General features: G+C 71.1%; 22 protein-coding genes. 19 read left to right on the top strand and 3 right to left on the bottom strand.

The genetic code is table 11. The features are described 5' to 3' along the window. Positions 1–57: 57 nt before the first annotated feature. Both ACLJQF_RS27925 and ACLJQF_RS27920 read left to right on the top strand, forming a co-directional pair. Complete coding sequence (locus ACLJQF_RS27925) at positions 58–894, top strand: PaaX family transcriptional regulator C-terminal domain-containing protein (protein WP_410612986.1); 837 nt, start codon at positions 58–60, stop codon at positions 892–894. A 75-nt stretch (positions 895–969) separates the two neighbouring features. Beyond that, positions 970–2,481, top strand: coding sequence for a hypothetical protein (locus tag ACLJQF_RS27920; protein ID WP_410612984.1), 1,512 nt, complete (start codon positions 970–972; stop codon positions 2,479–2,481). Here ACLJQF_RS27920 and ACLJQF_RS27915 read toward each other — a convergent pair. The 3 genes from ACLJQF_RS27915 to ACLJQF_RS27905 form a co-directional block, all read right to left on the bottom strand. Then, positions 2,459–2,839 (bottom strand): 2'-5' RNA ligase family protein, encoded by a 381-nt coding sequence (locus ACLJQF_RS27915; RefSeq protein ID WP_410612982.1) that lies wholly within the window; start codon positions 2,837–2,839, stop codon positions 2,459–2,461. The two genes, ACLJQF_RS27920 and ACLJQF_RS27915, sit on opposite strands and share 23 nt — an antisense overlap. Continuing rightward, positions 2,827–3,357: a hypothetical protein gene (locus ACLJQF_RS27910; protein ID WP_410612980.1), complete on the bottom strand. Its 531-nt coding sequence runs from the start codon at positions 3,355–3,357 to the stop codon at positions 2,827–2,829. The genes ACLJQF_RS27915 and ACLJQF_RS27910 overlap by 13 nt, the downstream gene beginning before the upstream one ends. 126 nt (positions 3,358–3,483) lie before the next feature. Beyond that, complete coding sequence (locus tag ACLJQF_RS27905) at positions 3,484–3,729, bottom strand: ATP F0F1 synthase subunit C (protein WP_310969886.1); 246 nt, start codon at positions 3,727–3,729, stop codon at positions 3,484–3,486. Between the two features lie 1,114 nt (positions 3,730–4,843). Between ACLJQF_RS27905 and ACLJQF_RS27900 the strand changes: the two genes are divergently transcribed. The 17 genes from ACLJQF_RS27900 (at position 4,844) to ACLJQF_RS27820 (ending at position 19,895) form a co-directional block, all read left to right on the top strand. Beyond that, a complete protein-coding gene (locus ACLJQF_RS27900) occupies positions 4,844–5,578 on the top strand; it encodes an AfsR/SARP family transcriptional regulator (protein ID WP_410612978.1) in 735 nt (244 codons plus the stop codon). A 263-nt stretch (positions 5,579–5,841) separates the two neighbouring features. Beyond that, the gene (locus tag ACLJQF_RS27895) at positions 5,842–6,093 is read left to right on the top strand and encodes an acyl carrier protein (protein ID WP_410612976.1); all 252 of its coding nucleotides are present in this window, start codon (positions 5,842–5,844) and stop codon (positions 6,091–6,093) included. Between the two features lie 106 nt (positions 6,094–6,199). Then, complete coding sequence (locus ACLJQF_RS27890) at positions 6,200–7,414, top strand: beta-ketoacyl-[acyl-carrier-protein] synthase family protein (protein WP_410613269.1); 1,215 nt, start codon at positions 6,200–6,202, stop codon at positions 7,412–7,414. After that, positions 7,411–8,520 (top strand): beta-ketoacyl synthase N-terminal-like domain-containing protein, encoded by a 1,110-nt coding sequence (locus ACLJQF_RS27885; RefSeq protein ID WP_410612975.1) that lies wholly within the window; start codon positions 7,411–7,413, stop codon positions 8,518–8,520. Before ACLJQF_RS27890 ends, ACLJQF_RS27885 begins: the two co-directional genes overlap by 4 nt. A gap of 20 nt (positions 8,521–8,540) precedes the next feature. Further along, the gene (fabG, locus tag ACLJQF_RS27880) at positions 8,541–9,257 is read left to right on the top strand and encodes a 3-oxoacyl-ACP reductase FabG (protein ID WP_410612973.1); all 717 of its coding nucleotides are present in this window, start codon (positions 8,541–8,543) and stop codon (positions 9,255–9,257) included. A 14-nt stretch (positions 9,258–9,271) separates the two neighbouring features. Further along, entirely contained in the window at positions 9,272–10,660 is a 1,389-nt protein-coding gene (locus ACLJQF_RS27875) for an ATP-grasp domain-containing protein (protein ID WP_410612971.1), read from the top strand. Positions 10,661–10,773: 113 nt separating this feature from the next. Continuing rightward, complete coding sequence (locus ACLJQF_RS27870) at positions 10,774–12,042, top strand: NAD(P)/FAD-dependent oxidoreductase (protein ID WP_410612969.1); 1,269 nt, start codon at positions 10,774–10,776, stop codon at positions 12,040–12,042. Next, on the top strand, positions 12,036–12,770 hold the full coding sequence (locus ACLJQF_RS27865) for a DUF1365 domain-containing protein (RefSeq protein WP_410612968.1): 735 nt from the start codon (positions 12,036–12,038) through the stop codon (positions 12,768–12,770). The genes ACLJQF_RS27870 and ACLJQF_RS27865 overlap by 7 nt, the downstream gene beginning before the upstream one ends. Further along, positions 12,763–13,368 carry an ECF RNA polymerase sigma factor SigK gene (sigK, locus tag ACLJQF_RS27860; protein ID WP_410612966.1) on the top strand — a complete coding sequence of 202 codons (606 nt, stop codon included), beginning with the start codon at positions 12,763–12,765 and terminating at the stop codon, positions 13,366–13,368. The genes ACLJQF_RS27865 and sigK overlap by 8 nt, the downstream gene beginning before the upstream one ends. Positions 13,369–13,379: 11 nt before the next feature. Next, positions 13,380–14,135 carry an anti-sigma factor domain-containing protein gene (locus ACLJQF_RS27855; RefSeq protein WP_410613267.1) on the top strand — a complete coding sequence of 252 codons (756 nt, stop codon included), beginning with the start codon at positions 13,380–13,382 and terminating at the stop codon, positions 14,133–14,135. A gap of 243 nt (positions 14,136–14,378) precedes the next feature. After that, the gene (gene ftsZ / locus ACLJQF_RS27850) at positions 14,379–15,683 is read left to right on the top strand and encodes a cell division protein FtsZ (protein ID WP_410612964.1); all 1,305 of its coding nucleotides are present in this window, start codon (positions 14,379–14,381) and stop codon (positions 15,681–15,683) included. A 79-nt stretch (positions 15,684–15,762) separates the two neighbouring features. After that, complete coding sequence (gene pgeF / locus ACLJQF_RS27845) at positions 15,763–16,467, top strand: peptidoglycan editing factor PgeF (RefSeq protein ID WP_410612962.1); 705 nt, start codon at positions 15,763–15,765, stop codon at positions 16,465–16,467. Between the two features lie 31 nt (positions 16,468–16,498). Continuing rightward, positions 16,499–17,212 carry a YggS family pyridoxal phosphate-dependent enzyme gene (locus tag ACLJQF_RS27840; protein WP_410612960.1) on the top strand — a complete coding sequence of 238 codons (714 nt, stop codon included), beginning with the start codon at positions 16,499–16,501 and terminating at the stop codon, positions 17,210–17,212. 100 nt (positions 17,213–17,312) lie between these two features. Continuing rightward, the gene (locus ACLJQF_RS27835) at positions 17,313–17,912 is read left to right on the top strand and encodes a cell division protein SepF (RefSeq protein ID WP_410612958.1); all 600 of its coding nucleotides are present in this window, start codon (positions 17,313–17,315) and stop codon (positions 17,910–17,912) included. 115 nt (positions 17,913–18,027) lie between these two features. Next, the gene (locus tag ACLJQF_RS27830; RefSeq protein ID WP_013224824.1) at positions 18,028–18,303 is read left to right on the top strand and encodes a YggT family protein; all 276 of its coding nucleotides are present in this window, start codon (positions 18,028–18,030) and stop codon (positions 18,301–18,303) included. Positions 18,304–18,355: 52 nt separating this feature from the next. Then, positions 18,356–19,210: a DivIVA domain-containing protein gene (locus ACLJQF_RS27825; RefSeq protein WP_086845971.1), complete on the top strand. Its 855-nt coding sequence runs from the start codon at positions 18,356–18,358 to the stop codon at positions 19,208–19,210. A 118-nt stretch (positions 19,211–19,328) separates the two neighbouring features. Continuing rightward, positions 19,329–19,895 carry a hypothetical protein gene (locus ACLJQF_RS27820; RefSeq protein ID WP_410612956.1) on the top strand — a complete coding sequence of 189 codons (567 nt, stop codon included), beginning with the start codon at positions 19,329–19,331 and terminating at the stop codon, positions 19,893–19,895. Positions 19,896–20,025 lie beyond the last annotated feature (130 nt).

The raw sequence follows: 20,025 nt of genomic DNA, 5'->3' as shown, positions 1-20,025 counted from the left end.
AACGATTGATGATCGTCGTGGAAACAGCGAAGAATCCGGCACGGCAGGAGGTGGCGCATGCTCGAAGCGGCCGGGTGGGCGGAGGACGAGAGCGCGCCGGGCGTGCGGCCCGAGGCCCTGCTGCTGACGCTGTTCGGCGACCACGTCCTGGACCGGGGGATCGCCGTCTCGACCGGCGGGGTCATCGCCGCGCTCGACCGCCTCGGCGTCGGCGAACACGCGACGCGGGCGACCCTGAGCCGGATGAGCCGCCGCGACCTGCTGCACACCGTCCGCCGCGGACGGCAGGCATTCCTGGGCCTCACCGCGCACGGCACGGCGGTGCTGCGCGACGGGCAGCGCAAGCTCGACGGCGACATCGTCGACCGGCACTGGGACGGCCGGTGGACGCTGCTGACGTTCTCGGTGCCGGAAACCCGGCGCGCCGACCGGTACGCCCTGCGCACCCGGCTGGGCTGGTTCGGGTTCGGGCCGCTGCGCAGCGGGCTGTGGGTCTCGGCGTCGGCCGCCGACATCGCGCCGGCGCTGGCCGAACTCGACCTCCTCGACCACGCCGAGGTGTTCCGCGCGGAACCGTTCATGTGGACCGACCCCGCGCGGATCGCCCGCGAAGCCTGGGACCTGCCCCGGATCGCGGCCGGCTACGAGCAGTTCCTCCGCCGCTGGAGTGAAAGCGCACCCGGCGAACCCGGCGACGAGCTCTCCCGCCGCATCCGGCTGGGCGCGGAATGGCTCCTGCTGATCCGCCGCGACCCGGTCCTGCCGCCGGCCCTGCTGCCGCCGGACTGGCCGGGTACCCGCGCCGCGGCCCTCTTCCGCGCCCTGCGCCGGCAGTGGGCGCGCCCGGCCGGGGAGCTGGCGGGCGGGCTCCTGGAGTTCCTCGTCGAGGATTGAGGCCCGACGGCGGTTGCCACGTTGCATGCCACGTTGCAAACTGGGACTCCGCCGTCCCCACCCCGGAGGTCAAAGGTGACCGACTTCGATCGACGCGACGTGCTGCGTGCCCTGACCGCGCTGGGGGTGACCGGCGTGACGGCGAGCCTGTTCGGCGGCACCGCCGAAGCGGCTGTGTCGCCCGGGGGCTTCGCCACCGGGACCCCCGAAAAGCCGGCTGTGTCACTCGGGGCTGCGCCCCGGGCCGGGGGCCCACTGGACCTGAAGTTCGCCGTCGCCGAGCAGTTCCGGCCGTTCGACCTGATCGCCCCGAAGTTCGTGCAGTTCGACTCCCCCGCCCGGCCCGGCACGCTCGTCAAGACCGGCATCCGGCCGAAGGCGCCCTACGGGACGGTGACCGTGCAGGTGCTCGACGCCGGTGCGCCCGTCGTCGCCGGGCTGGCCGGCGCCGGGGTTTCGGTGCTCGGCAGTTACGACGCCGCCGCCGGGCAGGCGGCCATCGAGATCACCACGGCCGGCGGCACCACCGTGGTCAAGACCGCGCCGGCGGACCTGCGGGCGCCGTTCGGCTTCGCCGTGGTGGTCAACGAGAACGCGGTCACGGTACTGGCCGACCAGGGCACCGGCTGGCGGCCGCTGCTGACCGAGCGCGACCAGGTCCGGGCGCGCATCGACCTGCGCGACCCGGCCGTGCTGGGCCGGCTGGGCTACGCCTACGGCAGCCGCGGGCCGGCGCGGCTGGGCCGGGTCCGGGCCGGGTACTACGGCCAGGCCGGCGTCCGCGACCCGCACGTCGTGCAGCACGCCGACGGCCGGCCCTACATCCGGCACGGCAAGCTCTACCTGACCATGACCAACGCCGGCCTGGGGTTCTTCCAGCAGGCGCACTGGGCGGTCTGGACGCTCGACCTGGCCGACCCGACGAAGCTGGAGCAGGTGGCGACCCTGTTCTTCGCCCGCGACGGCGTCGTGCTCGGCGACCACGCCGGCCAGATCGTCCGCGACGGCGACCGCTTCATCCTGCTGATGAGCTCCTGGGGCGATTTCTCGTTCACCGGCGTCCACGTGCGCCACACGGTCACCCGCGCCGACGTGCTTTCGGGCGTGCACGTCCTGCCCACCGAGCGGCTGCCGCTGCCGACGACGGTCAGTTCGTGGGACCCGGCCCTGACGAAGATCGACGGCCGCTGGCACATCGCGTTCGTCGAGAGCCCGGCCCAGCAACCGGCGTTCGTGTTCCACCCGGCCCTGGCGGCGGCCCCGCGCGGCGCGGACTACGACGAGGGTCTGACGTTGCTGGGCGCCGACGTGTCGGTGAAGCAGACGGAGGGAACGATCCTCCAGCGCGTGGGCGGCCGCTGGTACCTGTTCGCCAGCGACGGCGACGCCCGCGAGTACCCGGTGTACGACCTGAGCCTGCGCAAGGTCGGCACGCTGAACGCCCCGTACGGCACGAACATCCCGCACCCGATGCTGGTGAAGATCGGCAACCGCTGGTGGCTGCCGACGTTCGACGGGACCCAGTACGCCGAAGACGTCCTCGGCTACGGCGGCCACGGCGACTTCATCCTGATGCGCTCGAGTTAGCCCGCCACTCGGCCACGGTGCGCCACGAGTCCGGGCTCGTGGCGCCGGCGATCAAGCGCACCCGGTCGATCCGGACCCGGATCGGAAGCTTCGCTCCGACCTCGGTGGCCGCCCGTTTCAGCGCGGCGGCGCCGGCCCGGCGCGTGCTCCCGATCGTCAGGTGCGGCATCACGTCGGGATGTTCCCCGCCGTACGGTGGGTACTCGGGGAACCGGCGCCACACCCGCTCGGTCAGCGCCCGGAACGGCTCGGCCGAGTCGGCAGCCAGCCAGACCACCTCCTGCCCGAACCACGCGACCCGCGAGAACACGCACTCGAAGGCGCCGGTTTCGGCCACCGCGGCCTTCAGGTCGCCCACCACCGCCGCGGTGATCCGGTCGGGCGGGACGAACGGGTGAGGACCGTGACGTGGGCCGGGACGCCCCACACGCCGAGTGGTCCAACGCCTGCCGGTAGGGGCCCACCACCGCGTCCGCCGCCGGGACCGGCACGATCACCGCCGTCTCCGTGGCGCCCGCCAGGTTGTCCACCACCGCATGCTCGCACACCGCTGCGCCGACCGCGGACCTTGCCCGGCGCGAAGAGCGCGGCCGGGAAACCGGGCAGCGGGAAGGGAACGCCGACGACCAGGTACCGGTGCGGCCCGGTCGACGCCCAGCCGGAACGGGCCGTCGTCACCAGCCGGCGGCCGGCGCTCGCCGTGCTGGTCGTCACCTTCGCCTGGGTGCGCAGCCGGCTGCCCGCGGGCAGCTGTGCCCGCCTGCGCTCCGCCGGCCACGTCGCCGAATTCGCCGCCGCCACCGGCAGTTCGGCGGTCACCACGACTTCGCTGGGCGCCCTGAACGCCACCGTGGGCAGCCCCACCACGAACACCACCGGCCGACCCGAGCCCGCGCCCCCGACTCCACCGCGGGCAGTTCCCGCCACGAACACCGCCTTTCCCGCCGCCCGCGGCACGCCGTCGCCCGCGCCCGGCCGGATCGGCCGGGTGCGGGCGCGGATTCAGCGGTTGGACGCGATGAAATACACAACGACCCCGATCAACGCGAGGACTTCGCTCAGCACGAACGTCGAGTAGCCCATCGTCTGCAGTTTCCCACGCGCTTCCGGCTGTCGCGCGGTACCATTGATGACGGCGGCGAAGATCAGGCCGACGCCGATTCCGGGGCCGATCGCCCCCAGCCCGTACCCGATGGCGGCGAGGCCGGGGTTGATGTTGGCGGCCTGGGCCAGAACTGTGTCACTCATGGACATTCCCCTTCACATCGGTCCACGCGCACGCTCGCGTGGAACAGCGGGCTCGTGCGTCACACCGGACATGCAGCAGGGCGGTTCGAAGGCGCCGGAAAACGGGGAAAAGACGTCGGATCGAGGCAGATCTCGCCGGCCGGGCGGGATTGTCGGTAATCGAGCGGTCCGAACACGACCAGGATATCACGGGAATTCAGGACCCGCCGCCGGATAAGCGCGAGGGTGAACGACACGCCGACGCAGACTGTCCATTGTGGCCGACAGACCACGAGCCGGGTCGAATCGGCCGATCGATACGCCAAAAGCCACCTCGGGCCACGGACACGTGACTCGAACACGCAACGTAACCAAACCATCACAGGCCCTGCCAGGCCGGCCGCAGTCACGCCGCGAAATCCCGGCCACCGGCTCGCCCGGCCGAGAAGTCCGCGAGACCGGGTGGCGAACCCCGCTCGGCACCTTTGCCGGCACGGTCCGCGCACCCCTCCCGGTGCCGGCTTGTTTCGAAACTCGGTTAACGTCGTTCACCAACGAACCGAAAGGCCCGGACAAAGCCGGACGACCGCCGAACCCGCTCCTCGCGCCCGCAAATTTTATTAGCCGGATGAAAACAGATTCATGTTTGTGTTCCCATTGCCGCCGACCGCCGCCGGGCCGCCGGCACCCCGCCCGCCGGACTGCCCGGCACACCTCCGCACCCGCCTCCAGCGCGGTCCGGACCAGCCGCTTGCCGCCGCCGACCGCACGGTCAGCGCGGGGTTTCGCGGCGCAATGACACTCTTGCCCTTCGTGCAAGCAGCCAAGCCGGCGCCGTCGATCGCAGGGGCCTCACCAGCGAAGATCAGCCGGACCTCCGACGTGCTGACACCACCATTAATGGTGGTGCTAACACCACCATCCCGGGTATGTCCGAATACATCCCGAGTCAAACTGTCCACGAAGTGATACTACTGACGAGTTCGGCGTTTCACTGGTCCGAACGGAGGTACCTAAGCCACGGGCCCTCTGCCACTATCTTGCGCTAAATACATCTTCGGATGGCCCGGCCGTTGGGTATCGGGCTGCCCGAATCTGGGGGTCGATCGAAGTGGAAATCGAACTACTGGGCGCCATGGAAATAAGATCGAATGGGAGAATTTACTCGATACGCGCAAAGAAGGTGCGGACCTTGCTGGCGATGATGGCACTGTCGCCGGGCCGTCCGGTGTCCTACGAGCAACTGGCGGACGAGCTCTGGGGCCCGCGGTCACTCGCCAACTCCCGCAACGCATTGCAAGCGAATATCGCACGACTGCGGCGGCTTTTCAAGCCGATCACCGACGCGAGCGGGGAGGAGATCGTCCGGACCACCTACAGCGGCTACCAGCTGGAGGTGGCCGCCGAGGCGATCGACTCGCACCGATTCCTCGAACTCGCGCGGCGCGGCACGTCGCTGGTCGCCTCCGCACCGCAGGAAGCCACCGGCATCCTGAGGGAAGCCCTGGTGCAGTGGCGGGGGCCGGCCCTGATGGACGTCCAGGAGGGGGTGCGCTGCCGGGCCGCGGCCACGCACCTCAACGAGCGGCGGCTGGCCGTCCAGGAAGACCTGATCGCCGCCCGGCTGGCGGTGGGACAGCACCACGACATCGTGCACGAACTGCGGCAGCTGGCCACCGAAAACCCGGGCCGGGAACGGCTCAGCGAACTGCTGATGCTCGCTCTCTACCGCACCGGCCAGCAAAGCGAGGCGCTGTCGGTGTTCCACCACACCAGCAAGTGGCTCGGCAGCGAGCTCGGCCTCTCACCCGGCCGGGCGCTGCGGCAGCTGTACCAGGCCATCCTGGTCCAGGACTGCATGCTCGACTGAACCGCACAGCTCAATTCCTCAGCAGGGACGGCGCGACCACCGGCCGTCCCTGCTGTCGTTGCCGAAGAACTCCACGGACACCCTCCGGGCTCATCCACTCCCCTTCCGTGATCGACGGGCATGATCATGGCGCACCCGGATGACGGACGGCTGACGGCTCACCGACGCCGGCCTTCGTCAGCGTTCGGTCAGAGTGCGGTCATCTGCGCTGGCTAGTTTCCCGGCGAGGCCGAAGTTCGTCCGAATACGGTACAGGAGTCGTCATGACAGCGGCAGTGTCCGAGCGCAGGGAACAGATCCGCGCGATCGTCCGCGAGCACCTCGAGCTCGAGGACAACGAGCTCTCCCCGACGAGCAACTTCATCGAGGACCACGAAGCCGACTCGCTCACGCTGATGGATGTCCTCGCGGCGCTGGAGAAGGAGTTCGGTGTCACGATCGACCAGGCGCAGTTCCGCCGGATGATCGACCTCGACAGCGCCTACGAGGTCGTCGCGGAATCCGCGGGCTGGTAAGGGAAATCCGATGAGCGAACAGTATCGGGGGTTCCGGGTGGCGGAGCCCCCGGCCCGGGGCAGAGCCCCGGTTTCAACGCAGTCCACCGCACCCGGCAGGCGGGTGGTGATCACCGGTTGCGGGGTGGTTTCCAGCCTGGGCACGGGCATCGACGAATTCACGGCGGCGCTGCGCGCCGGGCGCAGCAACGTCCGGCCGATCAGCGTCTTCGACACGACCGGGTTCGAGCACAACAACGGCTGCGAGGTCATCGGCTTCGAGCCGGAACGCTGGATCCGCAACGTCGACATCGACTCGCTCGGCCGCGCCAGCCGGTTCTCCACCGCCGCCGCCCGGCTGGCCGTGGCGGACTCCGGCATCGACCTCGACGTGCTCCGCGAGGCGCGCTGCCTGCTGTCGGTCGGCACGACCGACGGCGAGTCGCACGAGCTCGACAGCATGGTCTCGCTGGACATCGCGGGCGGACCGGAGGCGATGAGCCCGCGGCTGGCCCGGCGCACGTCGGCCGGCCGGCTCGCCACCTCGATCGCCCACGAGCTGCGGCTGTCCAATGTGGAGGTCGGCAGCATCGCGACGGCCTGCTCGGCGGGCAACTACGCGATCGGCCACTCGTTCGACGCGATCCGGCTCGGGGAAGCCGACTTCGCGTTGTGCGGCGGCGCGGACGCCGTCTGCCGCAAGACGTTCACCTCCTTCTACCGGCTGCGCAGCATCGCGCCGGACTTCTGCCGCCCGTTCGACAAGAACCGGCTGGGCATCCTGACGGGCGAGGGCGCCGGCATCCTGATGCTGGAGAGCCTGGAGTCGGCGACCGCGCGCGGCGCCCGGATCTACGGCGAAGTGCTCGGCTACGGCCTGTCCTGCGACGCCCACCACCCGGTGGCCCCGCACCAGGGCGGCATCGCCCGGTGCATGGAGCTGGCGCTGGCGAACGCCGGCGTCAAGCCCGCCGAGGTCGACCTGATCTCCGCGCACGGGACCGGAACCCATGCCAACGACAAGACCGAAGCCGCGGCGATCCGCGAGCTGTTCGGCGACGACACGCCCCGCGTGGTGTCGATGAAGTCGATGCTCGGCCACTCGATGGGCGCCGCGAGCGCGCTGGCCGCGATCGGCTGCTCGGTCGCCATCACCGAGGGCTTCATCCCGCCGACGATCAACCACGTCGAGACCGACCCCGAGTGCGCCGTCGACTGCGTGCCCAACGTGGCGGTCGAGGCGGACCTGCGGATCGTGCAGAACAACGGCTGGGCCTTCGGCGGCAACAACTCGGTCGTGCTGATCGGCCGCTACGACGGCCCGCGGGAGGCGGTCGCATGACCATCGCAACCCCGGCCGCCCCGGTCATCTCGGCCTGGACGGCGATCTCGCCGTTCGGCCACGACCGCGCCTCCTTCGCCGACGGCGTCCGCACCCGGACGTCGCCGGTGTCCACAATAGACACCCGGCGCTGGGCGCGGGGCCCCGCGGGAACGGCGGCCATCGTCCCGGGCTTCGAGCCGCGGGAATTCCTCGGCACGAAAGGCACCCGGGCGATGAACCGGGTCAGCGGGCTGGCCGTCGCCGCGGCGAAGCACCTGCTCGCCGACATCGGCGTCGAGCCGGGCGACGAGCGCGACGACATCGGGTTCGTGCTGGGCACCACGACCGGCAGCGTGCAGAGCATGATGGACCTGACCCGCGCCTCGCTCACCGGCGACAAGCCCGACCACGTCGAACCGGCCGCGGTGCCCGGCTGCGTGATGAACTGCGCCGCCGGGCAGGCCGCGATCTGGCACGGACTCAAGGGGCCGAACGCGACGATCGCCGCGGGCCGGACCACCGGCCCGCACGCGTTCAACTACGCGCGGCGGCTGCTGCGGACGGGCCGGGCGACCCGGGTGCTCTGCGGCGCCGCCGAGGAGTACTCCCCCGCCCGCGCCTGGGTCGAGCACCACCGCCGCGGCAGCGGCGACCCGGTGGTCATCGGCGAGGGCTGCGCCATGTTCCTCCTCGAACCCGCGGACCTGCGGCCGCCCGGCCGCCGGGTGCTCGGCACCCTGGAGGGGTTCGAATCCCGGGTGTGCCTCGACGGCGATCTCGCCGGGACGGTCACCGTCGCGGTGCGGGCGCTGCTCGCCTCCGCCGGGGTCGCTCCCGAGCAGGTGTGGGCCGCCACCGGGAGCGGCTTCACCGGCTCCCGCGGCGAACCGGTCGAGACGGTGGCGCTGCGGGCGCTGTTCGGTGACGCGGCCGTCGGCCGGGTGCCGTCGGCGGACCTCCTCGGCGACACGGCGTCGGCGAGCGCGATGTTCCAACTCGCCGCCGTCCTCAGCGTCGCCGAATCCGCCGACCGGGCCGGCGCCGACCACACGGTCGTCACCACCTGCGACGACGACGGCTCGGTGGCGTGCACGCTGCTGCGGCTCGGCGAGCCGGTCGCATGAGCGCCCCGAAGGTGGCGTTGGTGAGCGGCGGATCGCGCGGCATCGGCCGCGCGGTCGTGCTGAGCCTCGCCGAAAGCGGCCACGACATCGCGTTCTGCTACCGCTCGGACGAGCAGTCCGCCGACGTGCTCACCAAGGAGGTGCACGACCTCGGGCGGCGGGCGGTCGCGACGAAGGTCGACGTCACCGACCGCGAGGCGGCCGGCGAGTGGGTGGCCGCCACGGCCGCCGACCTCGGCGTCCCGGACGCCGTGGTGACGTCGGCGGGCATCACCCGGGACGGCGCGTTCGTGACGATGACCGAGGACCGCTGGACGGACGTGCTGCGGACCAACCTCGACGGCGTCTACAACGTCTGCCAGCCGGCCGTGTTCCTCATGCTCAAGCAGCGCCGCGGCAGCGTCGTCACGCTGTCCTCGGTGTCCGGGGTGTACGGCAACCCGACCCAGGTCAACTACTCGGCGTCCAAGAGCGGCGTGATCGGCTTCGCCAAGGCGCTCGCCAAGGAGGTCGGCCGCTTCGGCATCCGGGTCAACGCCGTCGCGCCGGGCCTGATCGAGACCGACATGACCGCGCAGATGACGGACAAAGCCCGCGAGAAGCTGCGCGCGGCCATCCCGCTGGGCCGGTTCGGCACCGCCGGGGAGGTCGCCGACCTGGTGACCTACCTGGCGTCCGACCGCGCCGCCTACATCACCGGAAGCGTATTCGAGATCGACGGCGGCCTGGTCGTCTGAGGGGAAGGTCCACAGTGGACTCCGACGGGAACACCGATAGCCCGAACTTCATCGCGCGGCTCAAGACGGCCGCGCTCGGCTCGGCCGAGCACCCGTTCGTCTTCCTCGGCAATTTCGAGGTCGAGGAACTGTGGGCGGCCGACGAGCTCGGCCTGCCGCGGGTGTCCGCCGCGGGCAGCACGGCGGTGGTCAACAGCATGGACGAGTTCGCGCTGCTGCTGGGCGGCAAGGGCGACCACGTCGTGCTGAAGCACGCGCCCGACCCGGACTACCACCGCTACCTGCTCGACCTCGGCTTCGAGCTGCCGGAAGTGCACGTCGTGGCGGCGCCGGACCCGGCGCGCAACGTCAGCCAGGACGCGCTCGCCGATCCCGCGCTCGTCGCCGCGCTCACCGAGCTGGCCGCCGACGGCGCGCACCTGCTGCCGCACGGCGCGTCGGCCGTCGAAGAGGACCTGGCGGCTCGCACGGGCGTTCCGCTCGCCACGCCGCCCGCCGCGCTGTGCAAGGCCGTCAACAGCAAGGTCTACAGCAGGCGGCTGGCCGACGAGCTGGGCCTGCGGCAGCCGCCCGGCTGGATCTGCGACACACCCGCCCAGCTGGCCGACGCCGTGCCGGAGGCGGCCAAGGTGCTCGTCGAGGGCGGCACGGTGGTGGTCAAGGAGGCGTTCGGCGTGTCCGGGAAGGGCATCGCCGTCGTCGCCGGCGAGCAGCGGCTGCTGCGCCTGCAGCGGATGATCGAGCGGTCCGCCCGGAAAGCCAGCCGCGACCGGCTCGCGCTGGTGATGGAGACCTGGGTCGACAAGCGCGCCGACCTGAACTACCAGTTCACCGTGGGCCGGGACGGCTCGGTGCGGTTCGACTTCGTCAAGGAGGCGATCACCGAGCACGGCGTCCACAAGGGACACCGGATGCCCGCCCGGCTCGACGAGGGCCAGCACCGGGTGATCCGGGACGCGGCGGAGGCACTCGGCGCGCGGCTGGCCCGGGACGGCTACTACGGCGTCGTCGGCGTCGACGCGCTGGTCGAACCGGACGGCGGGCTCTTCCCGGTGCTGGAGATCAACGCCCGCAACAACATGTCGACCTACCAGGTGCCGCTGCAGGAGCGGTTCGTGCCCGGGGACGCCGTCGCGATGGCGCGGCACTACCCGGTGCGGCTGACCGCTCCCCTGCCGTTCGCGCGGCTGCGCGAGACGCTCGGTGACCTGCTGTTCGCCGGCTCCGGGAGCGGGCTGCTCGTCAACAACTTCGCCACGGTCAACGCCGGGGCCGGCGTCGCCGCCGCGGGCGAAGCGTTCGCCGGCCGCCTCTACGGCGTGCTGATCGGCCCGTCCGTGGCGACGCTCGACGAGCTCGACCACCGCATCACCGAGCGCCTCGCCACCCTCGCCGCGGAGTAACGGTCGTGAGTGGTAATTCGGGTTCTAACCCGAATTACCACTCACGACAAGCCGCGGCAGAGAACACACGAACCTCCGGCAATCCAGCGGGGCCTCGGTCTCGAAGGACCGGTGTGGAGATCACGGGAGAACGCATCGGCGTCATCGGTGGCGGGGTGGCCGGCCTGACCGCGGCATACCTGCTGCAACGCAAGTACGAGGTTCTGCTGTTCGAGGCCGACGACCGCCTGGGCGGGCACGCGCACACGCACGACGTGCCGAGCACCCACGGCGGCACGGTCGGCGTGGACTCCGGCTTCATCGTCCACAACGAGCGCACCTACCCGACCCTGCTGAAGCTGTTCGGCGAGCTGGGGGTGGCCACGCGCGACACCGAGATGTCGATGAGCATCCGCTGCGACGGCTGCGGCCTCCAGTACGCCGGTGCCAAGGGCGTGGGCGGCCTGTTCGCCCAGCGCGGCAACGTCGTCCGCGGCCGGTACCTGCGGATGCTGACCGAGGTGAAGCGGTTCCATCGGCACGCGAAGCGGCTGCTGACGGCGAAGGACGCCGGCGACGTCACGCTCGGCGCGTTCCTCGCCATCGGCGGCTACACCCGCTACTTCGTCGACCACTTCATGCTGCCGCTGGTGTCCACCGTGTGGTCGGCCGACCGCGCCGACACCCTGCGCTACCCGGCCCGGTACCTGTTCGAGTTCCTCCGCAACCACGGCATGCTCTCGGTGCAGAACTCGCCGGCCTGGCGGACCGTGGTGGGCGGCTCCCGTGAGTACGTCGAGCTCGCGGCGAAGCAGCTGACGGCCGTGCACCTGTCGACGCCGGTGCGGTCGGTGCTGCGGACCGCCGGTGGCGTCGAGATCCGCGACGACGCCGACACCCCGCACCGCGTCGACAAGGTCGTCGTCGCCACGCACGCCGACCAGGCCCTGGCCCTGCTCGCCGACCCGACCGACGCCGAGCGCGCGGTGCTCGGCGCGTTCCGGTACTCCGAAAACGAGGCCTGGCTGCACACCGACACGAGCGTGCTGCCGTCCCTGGCCGACGCCCGGGCCGGGTGGAACTACCGCGCGCCCGTCTGCGGCGCGCCGACCGGCGCCGTCCAGGTCAGCTACGACATGAACCGCCTGATGCGGCTCGACGAGCCGACCGGCTACGTCGTCACGCTCAACCCCGGCGACGGCCCCGACCCGGACCACGTCGTCGCGCGGATGCGCTACGAGCACCCGGTCTACACGCCGGAATCCGTTGCCGCGCAACGACGGCTGCCCGGGCTCAACGACGGCGTGTTCGCCTACGCGGGCGCCTACCACGGCTGGGGCTTCCACGAGGACGGCTGCTCCTCGGGCGCCCGCGCGGCGGAAAGCCTGGGGGTGAGATGGTGACGAACGCGCTCTACGACGCCACGGTCGCGCACGTGCGGCGGATCGACCCGCCGTACGCCTTCGCCCACCGCGTCTACCTGTGGCACGTCGACCTCGACGACCTCCCACGGCTGCCGCGGTGGCTGCGGCCGTTCGCGCGGTTCGACCACCGCGACCACTTCGCGGCCACCGATCCGCGCGGCATCCGGGAGAAGCTGGACGCCTGGCTCGCCGAACGCGGCGTCGACCTGCGCGGCGGCCGGGTCGTGATGCTGGCCGCCGCCCGCGTGCTCGGGTACGTGTTCAACCCGATCAGCGTCTACTGGTGCCACGACCCGGACGGCCGGCTGGCGTGCGTCGTCGCGGAAGTGCACAACACCTACGGCGGCCGGCACGCCTACCTGCTGCACCCCGACGAGGCCGGGCTCGCCCGCACGGCCAAGGAGTTCTACGTCTCGCCGTTCCAGGAGATGGACGGCGAATACCGGATGCGCCTGCCGCGCCCGGAGGCGCTGCTCGACCTCACCGTGGCGTTGCGCCGCGGGACGGCCACCCCGCTGGTCGCTACGCTGCGGGGAGTTCGCCGCCCGGTGAACCCGCGGTGGCTGGCCCGGCTGGTCCTGGCCCGGCCGCTGCTCCCGCAGCGGGTGTCCGCGCTGATCCGCCGCCACGGCGTCGCCCTGTGGCTGCGGAAGGCCGCGGTCGTGCCCCGCACCCCGCAGAACGCCGGAGGACAGCTGCATGGATGAGCCGGCCCGCCCGCGCCGGATGGCGCCCGTGCCTTCGGAAGTCCCGGCCGGTCCGACGGCCGAAGAGCTCATGGTGCGCGTCGCCAAGGGCGACGAGCGCGCCTTCGAGCTGCTCTACGACCAGTTCGCCGGGCCGATCTACGGCCTCGTGCGGCGGATCGTGCGGGACGCGGCCCAGTCCGAAGAGGTCGCCCAGGAAGTCCTCGTCGAGCTGTGGCGCACCGCGACGCGGTACGCGCCGGCCAAGGGCTCGGCGCTGAACTGGGCGATGACCCTCGCCCACCGCCGCGCCGTCGACCGCGTCCGCTCGGCGCGCGCGAGCACCGAACGCGAGCAGAAGGCGACCTTCGAAGCTGCCCGCGGCCGCCCGTTCGACGAGGTCGCCGAGTCCGTCACCGCGCGGCTCGAACGCTCCCAGGTGCGCCGGTGCCTGTCCTTCCTGACCGACCTGCAGCGCGAGTCCGTGCTGCTCGCCTATTACCAGGGCTATACGTATCGCGAGGTGGCCGAAGTGCTGTCGACGCCGCAAGGAACCATCAAGACGCGGCTGCGGGACGGGCTGATCCGCCTGCGGGACTGCCTGGGGGTGACCGCTTGAGCACGCCGGAGATGCACACCCTGGCCGGCGCCTTCGCGCTCGACGCCGTCAACGACGTCGAACGCGCGGAGTTCGCCCGCCACCTCGAGCAGTGCGATGCGTGCACGCAGGAGGTCGCCGAGCTGCGCGCGACGGCGGCGCGGCTGGGCGCGGCAATGGCCGAGGAGCCACCGCCGTACTTCAAGGACCGCGTCATGACGGCCATGCACGCCACCCGCCAGCTGCCGCCGCGCACCCGGCCCGGCGCGCCCGACCGGCACCGCCGCTCGGCGCGTGCCCCGCGCTGGGCGGTCGTCGTGGCGGCCGCGGCGGCCGTCGCCGGGCTCGCCGCGGGCGGGGTCTTCGGCGGGATCGCGCTGACCCAGCAGCAGGAGCTGCAGACCGCGCAGAGCCGTCTCGACCAGGCGAAACAGCAGTTCGCGCCGGTCGCGGCACTGCTCGCGGCCCCGGACGCCAAGACCGCGCACGGCGAGGCGCCCACCGGCGGCGGCGTCACGGTCGTCCTGTCGCGGTCGCTCGACCGGGTGATGGTGATGGACGCGGGCCTGCCGTCGCAGCCGGGCGGGAAGGTCTACGAAGCCTGGCTGATCACCGGCAAGGACGCGCCGCGCTCGGCCGGGGTGATCGCGGCCGCGGACCAGGGTGGCCTGGTCGTCGCCGAGGGTGTCGGAAGCGCCGACAAGGTCGCGGTGAGCGTGGAACCGGCCGGTGGATCGACCACCGGGACGCCCACGGAAGTCCTCATGAGCATGCCCGCGCCTGCCTGATCCATCGGCCATAGCAGATCGGGCCGAAGGGGTGTTCGCGGCCCGTCGCTCTTGCGCGCTCGAACGTGTTGTGGCAAAACACCTTTGCGACACACGGCGTGCCTACTGGATTAGAGCCTGCCTGGTGCCTACCGTCCTGCCTAACGTCGGCGGTTGACATAACTCTCGATCTGGGGTTGAGGTTGAGAGTCGATCATCGGCCGGCGGGCTGTACGGGCACAACGATCAGGAAGGCGGACTTCGATGACGCCCCCGCACAACTACCTTGCGGTGATCAAGGTGGTCGGCATCGGCGGTGGCGGCGTGAACGCCGTGAACCGCATGATCGAGGTCGGCCTCAAGGGTGTCGAGTTCATCGCGGTGAACACCGACGCGCAAGCACTGCTCATGTCCGACGCCGACGTCAAGCTGGACATCGGCCGCGAGCTGACCCGTGGCCTCGGCGCGGGCGCCGCCCCCGAGGTCGGCCAGCGGGCCGCCGAAGACCACCGCGAAGAGATCGAAGAGGTCATCAAGGGCGCCGACATGGTGTTCGTGACCGCCGGTGAAGGCGGCGGCACGGGTACCGGTGGCGCGCCGGTCGTGGCGCAGATCGCCCGCAAGCTGGGCGCGCTGACCATCGGCGTCGTGACCCGCCCGTTCACCTTCGAGGGCAAGCGCCGCGGCAAGCAGGCCGAAGACGGCATCCAGGCGCTGCGCAACGAGTGCGACACCCTCATCGTGATCCCGAACGACCGGCTGCTGCAGCTCGGCGACATCGGCGTCTCGCTGATGGACGCGTTCCGCTCCGCGGACGAGGTGCTGCTCTCCGGTGTCCAGGGCATCACCGACCTGATCACCACCCCGGGCCTGATCAACCTCGACTTCGCCGACGTCAAGAGCGTCATGTCCGGCGCGGGCTCGGCGCTGATGGGAATAGGGTCCGCACGCGGTGAAGGCAGGGCCATCCAGGCGGCCGAGAAGGCGATCAACTCGCCGCTCCTCGAGGCCTCCATGGACGGTGCGCACGGCGCGCTGCTTTCGATCGCGGGTGGTTCGGACCTGGGCCTGTTCGAGATCAACGAGGCCGCGTCGCTGGTGCAGGAGTCCGCGCACCCGGACGCGAACATCATCTTCGGCACGATCATCGACGACTCCCTCGGCGATGAGGTCCGCGTCACGGTGATCGCCGCCGGGTTCGACGCCGGCGCGCCGACGCACAAGAAGCTGGACCCGTCGACCTTCGGCTCCGGCTCGCGCGCGTCCAGCACCGCGTCGGCCTCGGCCGGGCAGGTCTCGAACGCGCAGTCGCCGCCGTCGGGTGCCACCCCGGTCCCGTCCGCGGGCGGCTCCGGCTACCCGGTGGCGCCGCCGCGGTCGCACTCGCCGCTGCCGCCGGCCGCCGGCAACCAGTCGTCCGGTGGGCTCCCGCAGCCCGGCGGCGGCTCCCGCGGTTACTCGCCGCTCGGCTCCAACGCGACCCAGGGCAGCCTGCCCGGCCGCGCGATGCCGGTGCACGACGACCCGTCGGACGACGAGGTCGACGTCCCGCCGTTCATGCGGCGCTAGTCAGCTGTTCGTGAAGGCCACCTTGAGGAACTTGTAGTTCCTGAAGGTGGCCTTCACGGCGTTTGGGAGGATGGGGACCATGCGGGTTCGGCGAGTGGTCACGACCAGGGCGGGCGGTGCGTCACGGCCGCCCTACGACACCTTCAACCTGGGCGATCACGTCGGCGACGACGAGGGCGACGTCTTCGCCAACCGCAAGCGCCTGGCCGCCGAGCTAGGCCTGGCCGAGGACAGGCTGGCCTGGATGGAGCAGGTCCACGGCCGCACGGCGACCGTCGTCGACGGCTCCGAGACCCGCGCGGCCGAGGCAACCGACGCCCTGGTGACGGCGACCCCGGGCGTCGCGCTCGTGGTGCTGGTCGCCGACTGCGTCCCGATCCTGCTGGCCGACGCCGAGGCCGGGGTGGTCTCGGCGGTGCACGCGGGCCGGGTGGGCACGCGCGTCGGCGTCGTCCCGGCGGCGGTCAAGGCCATGCAGTCGGCCGGTGCCGACGTGGGGCGCATCGAAGCGCTGCTCGGGCCGGCGATCTGCGGCGACTGCTACGAGGTCCCCGCCGAAATGGCCGCCGACGTCGAGAAACACGTTCCCGGCACCGCGTGCAAGACCCGCAAGGGCACGCCGGGGCTCGACCTGCGCGCCGGGCTCTGGCGGCAGCTGGCCGACCTTGGCGTCGGCAAGATCGGCGTCGACCCGCGGTGCACGAACGAGGACAAGACGCTGTTCAGCTACCGCCGGGACGGGACCACCGGGCGGATCGCCGGCATCACCTGGATCGAGGCATGACCGCCGACGTACTTCTTCCCGCGGAGGCGGCATGAGCACTGACCGGAAGGCCGAGCTGGCCGAGAACCTGGCCGAGGTCGAGGAGCGGATCGCGGCCGCGTGCCGGGCCGCCGGGCGCGCTCGCGAAGAGGTCAAGCTGATCGCGATCACGAAGACCTTCCCCGCGTCGGACGTCGCGCTGCTGGCCGAGCTCGGGGTCACCGACGTGGGGGAGAACCGCGACCAGGAGGCCGGCCCGAAAGCCGCCGAAGTCGCGGGGCTGCGGTGGCACATGGTCGGCCGGCTGCAGCGGAACAAGGCGCGGTCCGTGGTCGAGTGGGCACACGAAGTGCAGTCCGTCGACTCGGCCCGGCTCGCCGACGCGCTCGCGAAGGCGGTGCGTGCGGCCCGGGACGCCCAGATACGTGACGAACCCCTCGACGTGCTGATCCAGGCCAGCCTCGACGACGATCCCGGACGCGGCGGCTGCCCGCTCCCCGAGCTCGGTGCGCTCGCTGCCCGAATCGCGCAGACCGAAGAGCTGCGGCTTCGCGGCCTGATGGCCGTCGCACCGCTGGGTGCGGACCCGGCCGCCGCCTTCGAACGGCTCGCTCGCGCGGGGGAGGGCTTGCGCAAAGATCACCCGAATGCCGCAGAAGTCTCCGCCGGGATGAGCCATGATCTCGAGCAGGCGATCACGCACGGCTCGACCTGTGTGCGTGTCGGAACCGCGTTGCTCGGTGGACGCGGTTTAGCCTCGCCGTAGGGAGCTCGCGCGGTTGTCACGTTTCGTGGCCGCCCGCGCGGGGCACTGACGGCGTGGAGATCGAAAGTCAGTGCGGGAGCGGCTAGGGCTAGGGAGAGGCATGAGCGCGCTGCAGAAGCTGAAGGCCTACTTCGGGATGGTGCCCGCAGACGACGACGGCTACGACGACGGGGACGACTACCGGCGTGGTTACGACGATGACTACGACACCTACGAGGAGCCGGCGCCGCGGTCGTCGCGTTCACGATACCGCGAGGTCGATGACACGTATGACGAGCCTGTCAGCCGAAGCCGGTCACGCTCTGTGTCCGGTGCCGAGCCCGCCGTCCACGGCGCGCTCGCCATGGACCGGCAGCCGGAGCCGGTGGCGCGACTGCGTCCGGTCACCGAGCCGGTCGTGCGCCAGCCGGTGCGTGACCCACTGAGCCGCATCACCACCCTGCACCCGACCAGTTACGCGGAGGCGCGGGCGATCGGGGAGCACTACCGCGAGGGCATCCCGGTGATCATGAACCTCACCGAGATGGAGAACGCGGACGCGAAGCGGCTGGTCGACTTCGCCGCCGGGCTGGCGTTCGCGCTCAGAGGGTCGATGGACAAGGTCACCAACAAGGTGTTCCTTCTCTCACCGCCCGATGTGGACGTCACGGCGGAAGACCGCCGACGGATTGCCGAGGGCGGATTGTTTTTGCGGGGCTGAAGTCGGCCGTACCGCTGAGCGCAAGCAGACGTGACTTTGCCGACCCGATCCGGGGTCAGCCCCCTCAACTGCGCCTTCGGAGAGGGCGCCCGGTTAGAGTAGGTACGTGGAAGCTGTGTGGCTGGTCGTCTGGTACGTGCTGTTCGCCTTCTGGCTGCTGCTGACGGCGCGAATCGTGGTCGAACTCGTCCGGACCTTCGCGCGTGAGTGGCATCCGGCCGGAGGGGTTGCGGTCACGCTCGAGACCATCTACACAGTGACGGACCCGCCGGTCCGATTGTTCAGACGGATCATTCCGATGGTCCGGATCGGCGGCGTCGGACTGGACTTGTCGATTATGGTGCTGCTGTTGGTTGTGTTCTTCGCGATGCAACTGGCGACTCCAAGTTGATCGGGGAAACTTGGGTGGACCCTGCAGGCCATGGAGTGCGTGAGGTGATCTGATGTCGTTGACCCCCGCTGACGTGCATAACGTTGCGTTCAGCAAGCCGCCCATCGGCAAGAGGGGCTACAACGAGGACGAGGTGGACGCGTTCCTCGACCTGGTGGAGACCGAACTGGCCCGGTTGATCGAGGACAACAACGAACTGCGTCAGCAGATGGAACAGCTCGACGCGGAGCTCGAGTCGACCCGTAGCGAGCTGGAGAACGCCAAGGCGAACGTCGGCGCGCCCCCGATGCGGGAAGAGCCGTCCCGGCGTCTCGCGCCGGTGCCGCCGCCGCAGTCGGCCATGGAGCAGACCCAGGCGCACTCGATGGTCGGTGACAGCACGGAGCCGAACGTGCAGGCCGCCAAGGTCCTGGGCCTGGCCCAGGAGATGGCCGACCGGCTCACCGCCGAGGCGAAGACCGAGTCCGACGGGATGCTGGCCGAGGCCCGCACCAAGTCCGAGCAGCTGCTTTCGGACGCTCGGGCGAAGTCCGACTCGATGGTCAACGAGGCCCGCACCCGCGTCGACACGATGCTGAACGACGCGCGGACCCGTGCCGAAACCCTGGAGCGCCAGGCGCGCGACAAGGCGACCACGCTGGAGCGCGAGTCCCAGCGGAAGTACACCGAGACGATGAACAGCCTCAACTCCGAGAAGAGCGGGCTGGGCAAGAAGATCGAAGAGCTGCGCACGATCGAGCGGGAGTACCGCACGAGGCTGCGCGGGTTCCTCGAGTCCCAGCTGCGTGAGCTCGACGACCGCGGTTCCGCGGCGCCCGCGTCGGCGTCGTCGAACTCCGGGCAGTCGTCCGGCTCGACGAGCGGCGGGCAGGGTTACTCCTTCGGCCCGCGGGCCGAAGCCGGCTGAGTTTCCTCTCGAACCGTGGCACCCCCCGTTTCGGGGAGTGCCACGGTTCGGAGTCGATCCGGTACCGCACGTGGGCGGGTCGTGGTTCGCTCCCGTCCGGTTCGTGTTGTAATTCAGCGTGCTTTACATCGTGCTGGTCCTGGTACTGGCGGCTCTGGGGTTGCTCGTCTCCGCGCTGATCACGGCCTCTTCGCTGTGGGCGTGGGTTTCCATCGGCCTGTCCGTGCTGGCCGGGCTGATCCTGGTCGTCGACTGGCTGCGCCGCCGTCGCCGATCCGCCGCACCTCCGGCACCGGAAGCTCCCGCCGCTCCGGCTGATTCCCCGCCGGAGCCCGAGTCGCCCGCCGAAGAAGAACAAACCACCCTGATCCCGGCCTCCGGCGACCTGGGTGACCCGGCCGACACGCCCGAGCCCGCACCGGCCGACGCTTCAGCCGAGACCGAAACGACGTCCGATTCCGAGCCGGGCGTGGAAGAAACCCCGGACGAGGACGTCGCCGTCCTGGCCGACCTCGACGACGAGGTCGTGGTCGTCGACGAGTACCCCCGCTACCACCTCCGCACCTGCCCCTGGCTCGGCCCCCGCGACACGATCCCCATCGGCGTCGGCGAGGCCCGCCAGCTCGGCTTCACCCCCTGCGACCGCTGCCGCCCCGACGCCACCCTGGTCGCCGCCCACCGCTGACCGTGTCGACCTCCCAATCACGCGTGTCGACCTCCCAATCACGCGTGTCGACCTCCCAATCACGCGTGTCGACCTCCCAATCACGCGTGTCGACCCCCTAATCACGCGTGTCGTCCGGCCAGGTACGCGA

It is taken from the genome of Amycolatopsis sp. lyj-109, assembly GCF_046548995.1.
In the GTDB taxonomy this organism is placed as follows: Bacteria; Actinomycetota; Actinomycetes; order Mycobacteriales; family Pseudonocardiaceae; genus Amycolatopsis.
This window is presented reverse-complemented; position numbering and strand designations above follow the sequence as displayed.